The organism is Bacillus sp. NPDC057893, assembly GCF_042796455.1.
GTDB lineage: Bacteria > Bacillota > Bacilli > Bacillales > Bacillaceae_G > Bacillus_A.
Genome location: NZ_JBHVNG010000003.1, coordinates 276060 through 288498, shown reverse-complemented (window position 1 = coordinate 288498; position 12439 = coordinate 276060). Strand labels below are relative to the sequence as shown.

13 protein-coding genes are annotated in these 12439 nt (G+C 35.1%); all 13 read left to right on the top strand.

Going from position 1 to position 12439, the window contains the following annotated elements; translation table 11 throughout:
- The first annotated feature begins 2 nt into the window (after positions 1-2).
- The 13 genes from murA to rfbA all read left to right on the top strand — a co-directional run bounded on the left by murA (position 3) and on the right by rfbA (position 12434).
- Positions 3-1307 carry a UDP-N-acetylglucosamine 1-carboxyvinyltransferase gene (gene murA / locus ACFVQC_RS17315; RefSeq protein WP_002068497.1) on the top strand — a complete coding sequence of 435 codons (1305 nt, stop codon included), beginning with the start codon at positions 3-5 and terminating at the stop codon, positions 1305-1307.
- 268 nt (positions 1308-1575) lie between these two features.
- Positions 1576-2595 carry a stage II sporulation protein D gene (spoIID, locus tag ACFVQC_RS17310; RefSeq protein WP_113708830.1) on the top strand — a complete coding sequence of 340 codons (1020 nt, stop codon included), beginning with the start codon at positions 1576-1578 and terminating at the stop codon, positions 2593-2595.
- Positions 2596-2740: 145 nt separating this feature from the next.
- Positions 2741-3739, top strand: a complete 999-nt coding sequence (locus ACFVQC_RS17305) for a LytTR family transcriptional regulator DNA-binding domain-containing protein (protein WP_377898779.1) — start codon at positions 2741-2743, stop codon at positions 3737-3739.
- Between the two features lie 180 nt (positions 3740-3919).
- Positions 3920-4762 carry an ABC transporter ATP-binding protein gene (locus ACFVQC_RS17300; protein WP_377898778.1) on the top strand — a complete coding sequence of 281 codons (843 nt, stop codon included), beginning with the start codon at positions 3920-3922 and terminating at the stop codon, positions 4760-4762.
- A complete protein-coding gene (locus ACFVQC_RS17295; protein ID WP_265623143.1) occupies positions 4762-5469 on the top strand; it encodes an ABC transporter permease in 708 nt (235 codons plus the stop codon). Before ACFVQC_RS17300 ends, ACFVQC_RS17295 begins: the two co-directional genes overlap by 1 nt.
- 160 nt (positions 5470-5629) lie before the next feature.
- Positions 5630-6553, top strand: a complete 924-nt coding sequence (gene spoIIQ, locus ACFVQC_RS17290; RefSeq protein ID WP_377898777.1) for a stage II sporulation protein SpoIIQ — start codon at positions 5630-5632, stop codon at positions 6551-6553.
- A 141-nt stretch (positions 6554-6694) separates the two neighbouring features.
- Positions 6695-6829, top strand: coding sequence for a hypothetical protein (locus ACFVQC_RS17285; RefSeq protein ID WP_002016211.1), 135 nt, complete (start codon positions 6695-6697; stop codon positions 6827-6829).
- 161 nt (positions 6830-6990) lie between these two features.
- Positions 6991-7839: a polysaccharide deacetylase family protein gene (locus ACFVQC_RS17280; RefSeq protein ID WP_215574187.1), complete on the top strand. Its 849-nt coding sequence runs from the start codon at positions 6991-6993 to the stop codon at positions 7837-7839.
- A 311-nt stretch (positions 7840-8150) separates the two neighbouring features.
- Entirely contained in the window at positions 8151-8423 is a 273-nt protein-coding gene (gene spoIIID / locus ACFVQC_RS17275) for a sporulation transcriptional regulator SpoIIID (RefSeq protein ID WP_002089714.1), read from the top strand.
- A gap of 161 nt (positions 8424-8584) precedes the next feature.
- A complete protein-coding gene (mreB, locus tag ACFVQC_RS17270) occupies positions 8585-9586 on the top strand; it encodes a rod shape-determining protein (RefSeq protein ID WP_377898865.1) in 1002 nt (333 codons plus the stop codon).
- Positions 9587-9909: 323 nt separating this feature from the next.
- Entirely contained in the window at positions 9910-10305 is a 396-nt protein-coding gene (gene tagD / locus ACFVQC_RS17265; RefSeq protein ID WP_377898776.1) for a glycerol-3-phosphate cytidylyltransferase, read from the top strand.
- A gap of 6 nt (positions 10306-10311) precedes the next feature.
- Complete coding sequence (locus tag ACFVQC_RS17260) at positions 10312-11475, top strand: CDP-glycerol glycerophosphotransferase family protein (protein WP_377898775.1); 1164 nt, start codon at positions 10312-10314, stop codon at positions 11473-11475.
- Between the two features lie 71 nt (positions 11476-11546).
- Positions 11547-12434 carry a glucose-1-phosphate thymidylyltransferase RfbA gene (gene rfbA, locus ACFVQC_RS17255; RefSeq protein WP_377898774.1) on the top strand — a complete coding sequence of 296 codons (888 nt, stop codon included), beginning with the start codon at positions 11547-11549 and terminating at the stop codon, positions 12432-12434.
- The last annotated feature ends 5 nt before the right edge of the window (positions 12435-12439 follow it).

Below are 12439 nucleotides of genomic sequence, written 5' to 3'. Positions count from 1 at the left end.
ATTTGGAAAAGATCATCGTCCGTGGCGGAAAGCGGTTAAGCGGCACAGTGCGTGTTGAGGGCGCAAAAAATGCTGTATTACCTATAATCGCTGCAGCCCTATTAGCGAGTGACGGAAAGAATGTACTATCTGAAGTACCAGTATTATCTGATGTATACACAATCAACGAGGTATTACGTCATTTAAATGCTGAAGTCGTATTTGAAAATAACCAAGTAACAATCGATTCTTCTAAAGAATTAAACATTGAAGCACCATTTGAGTATGTACGTAAGATGCGTGCATCTGTTCAAGTAATGGGACCATTATTAGCACGTAACGGTCGTGCTCGTATTGCACTTCCTGGTGGATGTGCAATTGGTTCACGTCCAATTGACCAACATTTAAAAGGCTTCGAAGCAATGGGAGCGAAAGTAAAAGTTGGTAACGGATTTGTTGAGGCACACGTAGAGGGCGAACTAAAAGGAGCTAAAATTTATTTAGACTTCCCAAGCGTAGGCGCAACAGAAAACATTATGTCTGCAGCTACATTAGCAAAAGGGACAACAGTCCTTGAAAACGCAGCGAAAGAGCCAGAAATCGTTGACCTAGCTAACTTCTTAAATGCAATGGGAGCGAAAGTACGCGGAGCTGGAACTGGAACGATTCGTATTGAAGGCGTTGAAAAATTATATGGTGCAAACCACCCTATTATTCCTGACCGTATTGAAGCAGGAACATTCATGGTTGCAGCGGCAATTACAGGTGGAGACATCTTAATTGAAAATGCTGTGCCTGAACATTTACGCTCAATTACAGCGAAAATGGAAGAAATGGGTGTTAAAATTATTGAGGAAAATGAAGGTGTACGTGTTATCGGCCCAGATAAGTTAAAAGCGGTTGATATTAAAACTATGCCTCATCCAGGTTTCCCAACAGACATGCAATCACAAATGATGGCATTATTACTACATGCTGATGGAACAAGTATGATTACAGAAACGGTATTCGAAAACCGCTTTATGCACGTTGAAGAATTCCGTCGTATGAATGCTGATATTAAAATCGAAGGTCGTTCTGTAATTATGAACGGTCCAAGTAGCTTGCAAGGTGCTGAAGTAGGCGCAACTGATTTACGTGCAGCAGCAGCATTAATTTTAGCTGGTTTAGTATCAGAAGGTTATACTCGTGTAACAGAGTTAAAACATCTTGACCGTGGTTATGTAGATTTCCATAAGAAATTAGCTGCATTAGGTGCAACTATTGAACGTGTAAACGAAAAAGTAGAAGAAGTGAAAGAACAAGAAGTTTCTGATCTTCACGCTTAATTAAGATGGTCTCTATGTCTTTTGACGTAGAGGCTATTTTTTTTTGGTTATTACTGTTATAGTCAATAAATTCTATACTTATGCACGTCTCAGTAAAAATATTTAGAAAATTTCCTATTTACCCCGCTATTTGCGTTCAGTAAGACTCCCACCTCAAAACTCCACCTCATTTAAGTTTCACTTTATATCGATACCCCCAAGTATGTTCTAAAAAATCCCGTAGTTCCATAAGAATGAAAGGAATCCAACTTTATATTGGGGGAATAGGATGAAATTTTCAAAGCCACTTTTCATTACAGTAGCGCTCCTAATAGCGCTCGTTATCATTGTACCTGCTGCTCTTGTTATTCCGTTTGCGAAAGCAAAAGTAGGGGAAGAAGCAGCTTCTAAAACTCCTCCAGCGATAGAAAGTATACCAGCTCCAGGGAAAGTGGATACAGCGGTTCAAGTTGCTGTATACCGTGATCAGCAGAAGAAGGTAGAAACATTACCTATGGAGGAGTATGTGGCCGGTGTAGTAGCTTCTGAGATGAATGCCAGCTTTGAAATAGAGGCGCTAAAGGCGCAGGCATTAGCAGCAAGAACATTTGTAGTGCAGCGCATGCTAAGCGGTGGTAAGAAAAACAATGCGGACGTGACAGATACGGTGAAAGATCAAGTGTACAAAAGCAAAGAGGAATTGAAGAAACAATGGGGTAATAACTACGAAAGTAATTTAAAGAAAATTGAGGAAGCCGTTTCGAAAACCGCAGGACAAGTTTTAACGTATGATGGAAAACCAATTTCAGCATCCTTCTTCTCAACGAGTAACGGCCGAACAGAAAATGCAGCTGATTATTGGGGGAATGATTATCCGTACTTAAAGAGTGTAGATAGTCCGTGGGATCAAGCCTCTCCAAAATTTACGAGTGAGCAAAAATTCACAGTAGCTGATTTTCAAAAACGCCTCGGTGTGAAAGTACTAGCGGACGGAAAGGTTGGTAATATTAAAGACCTTACGGAAGGAAAGCGAGTAAAGGATGTAGCGTTTCAAGGAAAAACATTAACAGGAAAACAAGTTCGTGAAAAGTTAGACTTACGCTCCTCAGATTTTACGTGGAAACAAGAAGGAGATAACATCACCGTTACAACGAAAGGGTTCGGTCACGGCGTCGGTATGAGCCAGTACGGTGCGAATGGTATGGCAGCGGAAGGTAAGAAATATACAGATATAGTCGCTCATTACTATAAAGGTGTTGAAATAAAGACGATGAACGAGTATGAAGGGAAATTGATGGTGAAAAAATAGGCTGTAGGATTGTACGTATAGTGATTTTTCGACATAGTAAAAAAGGAGCTAATTTAAAATAGCTCCTTTTTGTTCTGCTTAAAATATCGTAATTTTCCATTATTTGTTTGGTATAATGAACTAAAAAACATTTGGGGGAGACAGAATGGCGTTATTGGAGTTGAAACAATTAGGGAAGACGAATCAGTTATCGGCAGTTGAACTGGAGGTTGAAAAAGGACAATGTGTTGTTTTGCAATGCAATAATCATACAGCTAAAGTGTTGCATCGTATTATTATCGGAGAAGAAGAGGCTTCTTCGGGCAGTGTGTTATTTGAAGGGGAGCCGATTGGAAAGAAAGTATATTCACGCATCGGTTTTTGTTTTTTGAAAGATGAAGCATACGATCGTTTGAAGGTGAAGGAGTACTTCAAGCTTTTGTTAGGCCTGTATGAATTCAATATGAGTATGGAAGAAGTAGTACAATATGTCGGTCTCCTAGATAAGTTAAACGTTAAAATAGAAAAATTGTCATTTTCAGAGAAACGCCGTCTTCATATCGGGAGGATTATGATTCATAATCCGGATTTAGTTATTTTGGAAGAACCGGAGCAAAATGTCGATACAGAGAGTACGATTATTATTCGAAAAGCGATTATGAAAATGAAAGAACAAGGAAAGGCAATCTTTATTACGTCCTCCTTCTTATCGGATGCCCTTTCGCTGACGGAAGATGTATACATATTAAACAACGATGGTGTGAAAAAGGTTGAAATAGAGCAAGAAGAAGTAGATGAAGAAAAAGTAGTTCAAATGATTCCGCAAATGAAGTTAGAAAGAATTCCAGCGAAAGTGAATGATAAAATCATTTTACTGGATCCGATGGAGATTCATTTCATTGAAACACAAAATGGAGTGACACATATTCATGTTCGGGAAGGCGATTTCGTATGCGCATTAACATTAAGTGAATTAGAAGCGAGATTAACAGGATTCGGATTCTTCAGATGTCATCGCTCGTACCTCGTTAATTTACAAAGAGTACGAGAAGTTATTACTTGGACACGAAATAGTTTTAGTTTAATTTTGGATGATGAACGGAAAAGCTCCATTCCGCTTTCGAAAGGACGAATGGATGAATTAAAAGGTGTAATTGGGCTATGAAAAACGCTTCAATAAGCTCAAAATAGGATTCATTCACCGGTAAAAATACTCCTTTTACCGGTATTTTACTGCGCCTACCCTTTGTTTTTCATATGATTGAGTCAAGAAAAGCGAAACAAACAAACGAAAAGAGCTAAAGCGACTTTCATCTATAAAAAGAAAAACAAAGGGGATGACGAAATGACATTGGCAATTGAAATGAAAGATGTAATGAAAAGTTTCGATGGAAAAACAGCACTTCGAAATGTAAATATTGAGGTGAAGCAAGGAGAAATTTTCGGATTCCTCGGACCGAGTGGATCTGGGAAAACGACAACAGTGAAAATATTAACTTCTCAATTGCTTCATAGTGTTGGGACTGTAAGAGTATTAGGTAAAGACATTACAGGGCCAAGTAGTATTGATTACAAACGAATCGGTATTTTAACAGACAATAGCGGCTTATATGAAAGACTTAGCATTTATGATAACTTACTATTATTTTGCGACTTATATGATTGTAAAAAAGAACGAATTGATGAAGTACTAGCACAAGTGAACTTATTAGATGATAAAAAAACACAAGTGAAAAAATTATCAAAAGGAATGAAGCAGCGCGTCACATTAGCGAGAGCAATTCTTCATAAACCGGATATCCTCTTCTTAGATGAACCAACATCCGCACTTGATCCAGTAAACGTGCAAAACATTCATAAAATCTTAAAAGACTTAAACAAAGAAGGAACGACGATTTTCTTAACGACGCACAACATGGAGGAAGCAGAAACGCTTTGTAACCGCATTGCCTTTCTGTGCGGGGGAGAAATTGTAGCACTTGATACACCAGAAAACTTGCGATTAAAATACGCGAAAGATCAAATACAAGTTGTGTTAAAAGATAAACAAAAAGAAACGGTACAAAAAGATGAATTAGGAGCAAAACGCATTTCAGAATGGATGAAAAAAGGCGAATTACTATCTATTCATTCACACGAGCCAACGTTAGGCGATATCTTTATTGAAGTTACTGGGAGGGGACTATAATGACATTTTCAATGAGACGATTTTCAGCTATTTTTCGGAAAGAGGTACAGGATATTAAAGCAAATGCATCTGTACTTGTAATGGCAATACTTCCAATTATATTTGCTTTTGTTTATGGACAGATGGATGGACCGAAAGATGAAATATCTAATATGGTAACTTTAATGGCTTTAACAATGGTAGGAAGCTTTGTTCAAGCGGCTTTAATTGCGGAAGAAAAAGAGAAGCATACCCTACGTGTGCTGATGTTATCACCAGCATCATCGTTAGAAGTGTTACTAGGAAAAAGCGCATTAACAGGTCTTATTACATTTGCAATTTGTTTTAGTAACTTCGCGATTTTAGGTGTGGTAAAGGGGAATATTACATTAATAGTTCTATTTTTACTTATTAGTATATTTTTCTTTCTTATGCTAGGTACGGCGATTGGATTAATAGCTAAAACAATAGCATCAACATCAGTAGTAGGTATGCCAATCTTATTTATTTTCCTTCTAGCTCCAATATTAGGAAGTTTTTTAAAAAATGATTTTGTAAAAAAAATGATTGATTTTCTTCCAACGAAACACCTTGCGGATGCAATGCCGAAGCTAATGAACGGAAAGGGATTATCAACTGTTAGTGGTGATTTAATAAATATAATAATTTGGTGCGTACTTTCTATTATTCTTTGTATTATCGTTTATAAAAAGAAACAAATGGACTAAAAACTGAGCTCAAACGCTCAGTTTTTTCTTTTTTCATCATTTCCTCGGAAATTTTGCAATTCTTATACATATTTTTACAGAATTTGTCGAAAAGTAATTAGTTATAGGTTGTATAGGATGAGTGAATATTGTTCAAAATGATTGCTGAGGTGATGATGGAATGCGAGGAAGAAATAGTAAAAAGTCACAAAAGGTAGTACATTTATTTCAAAAAAGATGGGTGTTTCCGGCACTATACATTGCTTGTGCAGCGGTAATCTTAATGGTTGCGCTATGGTTCCAGGGAGCTAATCCAAAGAAAGCTCCGAACCAAGATCAAGCAACACCGTATACACAAACGGAAGATCCAGCAGTACCGGTAACAAAATCTTCAGAAGTAGTGAAAATGCCAGCTGCAGTAAATGCAGAAGTAGTAGTACAGAAGAAATTCTATGAAGATGCAGCATCAGAGGCGGAACAAGAAAAAGCACTTGTCTTTTATAACAACACATATTCCCCGAATAAAGGAATCGACATTGCTGCGAAAAACGGAAAAGAATTCGATGTTACAGCTGCTTTAAGTGGTACAGTAACGAAAGCTGAAAAAGATTCACTTCTTGGTTATGTTGTAACGGTAGATAGTGGAAATGGTGTAGCAGCATCTTATCAAAGCTTAGGCAATGTGAAAGTAGAAAAAGGTGCAAGAGTTGCGCAAGGTGAAGTGTTAGGAAAATCAGGTCTAAATGCAATGAATAAAGAGGCAGGTTCTTACGTTCACTTTGAAGTACGTAAAGACAATGTGGCTGTGAACCCTGAGCGTTATTTAAATAAATCAGTAGCAGAAATTAAAGCTGATGCAGGTGCTGCAAAGGCGACAAATGCTTCTGGTAAAAAGGCTGATGACAAATCTCAAAAAGAAGAAAAGTCAACAAGCACGAAACCAGAAAGTAAAACAGAAGATAAGTCTAAAAAAGAAGAGAAATCAACAAGCGGCTCGACTAGTGATAAAGAGACGAACGGCAAACAAGATGAGAAATCTCAAAAAGAAGAAAAATCAACGAATGGTTCTACAGAATCATCTAACGGTTCTTCTTCACAAGAATAATAAAGTAAAAAAATCAGTTCTCATTAGGAGAGCTGATTTTTTTATTTTCATATAAAAATAATCAATTTCGAGAAAAAAGTTGCAATAACAAGGAAAAATGACGAGATTCTCGAATATATATTACAAAAGGGAGGGGATACTGTGTCATTTTTATCTGTTCTGTCGATTGCTATCATTTTATTGTTTGTTTTATTCGCTTTATATTATTATATTGCCGGTAAGAAAGAAGTTCCCCACCATCAGTTGTTAGAAGAAGAATATGAAAGAGAAGAGTGACACTCTAAGAAAGAGTGTCTTTTCTTTTTGTATACCTATTGGAATTTTTAGAGCTAGGCCGTATAATACTAATTGTGATTTTTTTACATAAGATAACGATATTAGAATACAGTATGACTCTAAAATACTGTATTTTTTGTTGTGGTTGAGGGGGAAGTTTAATGGAAGCCAGAGAAAGCAAGGGTTCTAAAAAATTATTTATTTTAATAGCGGTAGCAGTGGCGCTAGTCGCTGGGATTGGATTTTTTATTTTTAGTAAAATGAATACTGCGAGTAATCAGGGAAAAGTGCCAGTTTTGCAATATTATTATTTAACAAAAGAAAAAGATAAAAATGAAAACCCAGTATTGAAAGATAAGGCAACTGCTGTATCTGTAGAAATGTTTGAGAAACAAATGAAATACTTAGCAGATAATCAGTATCACACTCTTACTTTAGAAGAATTTAATCACTTTATAAAAAATAAAAAGAAACTTCCTAAAAAAAGTGTGTTAATCACATTTGATAATTCATCAAAGTCAAATTATGTATATGCATATCCGATTTTAAAAAAATATAATATGCATGCTGTTTCATTTGCAGTTACTTCTAGAATAACTAATAAAGAAGAACAATTTAATCCTAAGGCTTTTCAAATGTTAAGTATGAATGAAATAAACAAAATGAAAGATGTATTTGAGTTTGGTAGTCATACTCATACTTTACATAAGTTTAAGAGTGGATCAGCAGCTGTGCTTGCTGAAGGGAATCAAGTAGTGAAAAATGATATTTCCAAAAGTAAGGATATGTTAAAATCAAATTATATGTCATATCCGTTTGGAAAGTATAACAAAGATACACTCCAAATATTAAAAGATTTAAAAATAGAATTAGCATTTACTAGTCTACAAGGATATGCGACACCAGAAAACAATCCTTTAGAAATAAAACGTTGGTTTATTTCGGCGGATACTAAAATAGATACCTTTGAGAAAGTGGTCTCGGGTAAATATGAGGTTTCAAATAAGTAAGATTCAAGCCTATTAGAATGATATTTAAATTCTAATGGGCTTTTTTTATATAATGATTGTACTTTTCCTGCAATTAATTTTTTTGTACTTAGTCCGCAAAAATAGTGAACATGTAGCATATATCAGTAGTGCGGGCAATACAATGGTATAAACCAATGCAAAGAGAGTGTTTGAGGTGAGAAATCGTGAATCATTTCATTATAAATCCAAGAATGTTTAACGCTTACAAACAGCACTCACATTTACTTCATAGTCGTATGCAGCGAGTCTCATTTCACACTTCTCACATCCAATTTAGGGAGGCGAGTGGTGTGCACGATTACATCAAAGAGAGAACTATCAAGATTGGCAAGTATATCGTGGAGACAAGAAAGACAGTGCGTGTAATCGCAAAGGAGTTTGGGGTATCAAAGAGTACAGTCCATAAAGATTTAACAGAACGTCTACCAGAAATTAATCCAGAGCTCGCAAATGAAGTGAAAGAAATTCTTGATTATCATAAGTCTATTCGTCATTTAAGAGGAGGAGAAGCAACAAAGCAGAAGTACCGTAAAGAAGATACAGAAAACCCTGTGCGCCAATAAATCTAAAATAGCAAACATTCCTTGCGAATTCGGTAATATTTTTCAGAAGAATTCTTTTTGCGAATATTACGTTCCTGTTAAATTTATGATAAAATCAGAAATTAGGTGTAAAAGAATTCGGGTATAACCTGATTTTGAATATCGAGGAGGAAATGACGGGAATGTTTGCGCGAGATATCGGAATTGACCTAGGTACGGCTAACGTATTAATTCATGTTAAAGGTAAGGGTATTGTATTAAATGAGCCATCTGTTGTGGCAATTGATCGTAATAGTGGAAAAGTATTAGCAGTAGGTGAAGAAGCAAGAAGTATGGTGGGACGTACACCTGGTAATATTGTGGCAATTCGCCCACTTAAAGATGGTGTAATCGCAGATTTCGAAATTACAGAAGCAATGTTAAAGTATTTCATTAACAAATTGGATGTGAAGAGCTTCTTTTCAAAACCTCGTATTTTAATTTGCTGTCCAACAAATATCACATCTGTAGAGCAAAAAGCAATTCGTGAGGCTGCTGAACGTTCAGGTGGTAAAACAGTATTTTTAGAAGAAGAACCAAAAGTAGCCGCAGTTGGTGCTGGTATGGAAATCTTCCAGCCAAGCGGAAACATGGTTGTTGATATTGGTGGAGGTACAACAGATATTGCCGTACTTTCTATGGGTGATATTGTTACCTCTTCCTCTATCAAAATGGCTGGCGATAAGTTTGATATGGAAATCTTAAACTACGTTAAACGTAAGTATAAGCTATTAATTGGAGAACGTACTTCAGAAAATATTAAAATTAAAATTGGTACAGTATTCCCAGGTGCACGCAGTGAAGAGCTTGAAATTCGCGGACGTGACATGGTAACAGGTTTACCACGTACAATTACAGTATGCTCTGAAGAAATTACAGAAGCACTAAAAGAAGACGCAGCTATCATTGTACAAGCTGCAAAAGGCGTACTAGAGCGTACACCACCAGAACTATCTGCGGACATTATCGATCGCGGTGTTATTCTAACAGGCGGTGGAGCTTTATTACACGGTATCGACATGCTTCTAGCAGAAGAATTAAAGGTACCAGTATTAATCGCTGAAAACCCAATGCAATGTGTTGCTATTGGTACAGGTATTATGTTAGAGAATATCGATAAATTACCACGTCGTGCATTGAGATAAAAATACAAGTTATAAAAAAACCAGAGGAATACCATTTCTGGTTTTTTTATTTGGCTAAATAATGGGATGAAACCTTATAAACTAATAATGGCAACGCTTTCAAAGTGGTATTTTTACATAAATTGAACATAAATTGTAATAGTTGGTTAATGGAAATTATGTTATAATCGCTAATGTGAATTCTGTGTGAATAAAATGTAAATTATTTGTAAATCCTTGTGGTTTTTGCAGGGAACTTTTATTAATTTTAATGATGCGGGGAAAGTTCAATTATAATTTACCATTTATTAATTATAAAAAAGTTATTATGGGAGGACTTTGATATGAAAAAAGTGATTACATATGGTACTTTTGATCTATTGCATTGGGGGCATATAAATTTATTGAAGAGAGCAAAGGACTTGGGAGACTATCTTATCGTGGCTGTTTCTTCAGATGAGTTTAATAGGCTAAAAGGTAAAAAATCTTATCATAGCTATGAGAATCGTAAAATGATTTTAGAAGCAGTTCGTTATGTGGACGAGGTAATTCCTGAACATGATTGGAAGCAGAAGATAGAAGATGTTATAAGATATAATGTAGACCTCTTTGTTATGGGTGATGATTGGGAAGGGAAATTTGATGAATTAAGTACGTACTGTGAAGTTGTATATTTGCCACGCACAGCTGGAATTTCTACTACAAAAATAAAAAAGGAACTAGTACAAGTTGCTAGATAAGCGTAAATGATTAGAGAATTGATTATAGAGGTCTACCTAATTATGTTTAGAATTTTACACAGCATGATGAAAGTGTTTCCACTTAAACAGAAAGTGACCTTTATTATGTCTTATGGTGAGAATTTATTTTTTATTTATGAAGAAATGAAAAGTCAAAATATAAATTGTGAGGTAGTCTTTTTATATAAACATACATGTAAATATGAATTGGATAGTTATTCGAATGTGAAATCCTATAAATTTGAAACGACAAATATACTCCATACTATTAAATCTATCTATCATTTATCTACTTCTCAATATGTCATTGTTGATAATTATTTTGGATCACTTGCAAATGTGAAATTTAAAAGAGGTGTAGAGTGTATTCAAATATGGCATGCAGCTGGCGCTTTTAAAAAATTCGGTTTATTAGCCCCTGCTTTTAAAAAAAGAAGTTTAAGAGCTCAAAATAGATTTATGGGAGTCTATAAACATTTTCATAAAATTGTTGTAGGATCAGAAGCGCTTGCCGATATATATAAAGAAGCGTTCGCGTTGTCTGATTATAATATATTAAAAACAGGGATCCCGAGAACAGATTTGTTTTTTGATGAACGAGGTAAACAGAAGGTTAAAGCTGATATTCTTAGAATGAATCCGCAGTTGAGAGGCAAAAAGGTTATTCTATATGCACCAACTTTTAGAGATAAAGAGTTAGTGGATTTTGATTTGCATTTAGAGATTGATGAAATGTATAAACATTTGAAAGATGAGTATATCCTTATAATCAAGTTACATCCAGCAATACGAAATACAGGTGAATATGAAGAGAAATATGTGGGTTTTTTATATGATTATTCTCTTTATCCAAATGTAAATGATTTATTTCTAGTGACAGATATATTAATTACTGATTACTCTTCTATACCATTTGAATTTGGCTTATTAAATAAGCCAATGATTTTTTTTGCATATGATTTAGAGAGATATGCAAAAAAAAGAGGGATTATTGGTGATTATGTTTCTGACGTTCCAGGGCATGTTGTCTATTCAACTAAAGAAGTAGTATCGGTAATAAAAAATGGCAGTTTTCAATTAGATACTATTAATGAATTTAATGTGAAATGGAATGAGTATTCTACTGGGAATTCTAGTATGAACTTTGTGAAAGACGTATTTATGAAATAAATAGTATTTTAATGTGAAAATTTCTGTGAATTTTAAGAGAGTGTATTAAAGAGAGGAGCTTATGAAAGCATATGAAGGGAATTATATTAGCAGGTGGATCAGGAACAAGGCTATACCCAATTACAAAATCTATTTCAAAGCAACTTGTTCCCATTTATGATAAACCAATGATTTATTATCCGTTGTCTGTATTAATGTTAGCAGGAATAAAGGAGATCTTAGTGATTTCCACACCTAATGATTTATCTCAGTTTGAAGATTTATTAGGTAATGGGAGTGATTTAGGGATTTCAATTCAATATGAGATTCAAGAACAACCCAAGGGATTGGCAGAAGCGTTTATTATTGGAAGAGATTTTATTGGTAAAGAGAGTGTAGCGTTAGTATTGGGAGATAATATATTTTACGGACAAGGATTTACCGAAGTGTTGCAAAAGGCTGTAAAACTGGAAGAAGGAGCATTAGTTTTTGGATACTATGTGAAAAATCCAGAAGATTATGGAGTTGTAGAATTTGACTATTTAGGAAATGTTTTAAGCCTAGAAGAAAAACCAGTAAATCCTAAGTCAAATTACGCTGTACCAGGTCTATATTTTTATGATAATGAAGTTGTAGAAATTGCAAGTCAAATTCAGCCATCTTTACGTGGAGAATTAGAAATTACATCTATAAATGAAGAATATTTGCGTAGAGGAAAGTTGAAAACTGAGTTATTTAGTAGGGGGATGGCTTGGCTAGATACGGGCACACACAGTAGCCTTTTAGAAGCAAGTAATTTTGTTGAGGCTGTTCAAAATAGACAAGGTTTGTATATCTCTTGTATTGAAGAAATTGCATTTAGAAAAGGGTATATAAATGAAGAGCAATTAGTGAAATTGGCAGAGCCACTTGTCAAAACTGAGTATGGTAAGTATTTGATGCATATAGCAGGGAAAACTAAGGAATTACAATATACATAAATCTC

What these genes read in the sequence shown, in the direction of transcription:
- spoIID (WP_113708830.1), top strand. Translation starts at nt 1,576, where the DNA reads ATGAAATTTTCAAAGCCACTTTTCATTACAGTAGCGCTCCTAATAGCG.
- ACFVQC_RS17305 (WP_377898779.1), top strand. Translation starts at nt 2,741, where the DNA reads ATGGCGTTATTGGAGTTGAAACAATTAGGGAAGACGAATCAGTTATCG.
- ACFVQC_RS17300 (WP_377898778.1), top strand. Translation starts at nt 3,920, where the DNA reads ATGACATTGGCAATTGAAATGAAAGATGTAATGAAAAGTTTCGATGGA.
- ACFVQC_RS17295 (WP_265623143.1), top strand. Translation starts at nt 4,762, where the DNA reads ATGACATTTTCAATGAGACGATTTTCAGCTATTTTTCGGAAAGAGGTA.
- spoIIQ (WP_377898777.1), top strand. Translation starts at nt 5,630, where the DNA reads ATGCGAGGAAGAAATAGTAAAAAGTCACAAAAGGTAGTACATTTATTT.
- ACFVQC_RS17280 (WP_215574187.1), top strand. Translation starts at nt 6,991, where the DNA reads ATGGAAGCCAGAGAAAGCAAGGGTTCTAAAAAATTATTTATTTTAATA.
- mreB (WP_377898865.1), top strand. Translation starts at nt 8,585, where the DNA reads ATGTTTGCGCGAGATATCGGAATTGACCTAGGTACGGCTAACGTATTA.
- tagD (WP_377898776.1), top strand. Translation starts at nt 9,910, where the DNA reads ATGAAAAAAGTGATTACATATGGTACTTTTGATCTATTGCATTGGGGG.
- ACFVQC_RS17260 (WP_377898775.1), top strand. Translation starts at nt 10,312, where the DNA reads ATGATTAGAGAATTGATTATAGAGGTCTACCTAATTATGTTTAGAATT.
- rfbA (WP_377898774.1), top strand. Translation starts at nt 11,547, where the DNA reads ATGAAGGGAATTATATTAGCAGGTGGATCAGGAACAAGGCTATACCCA.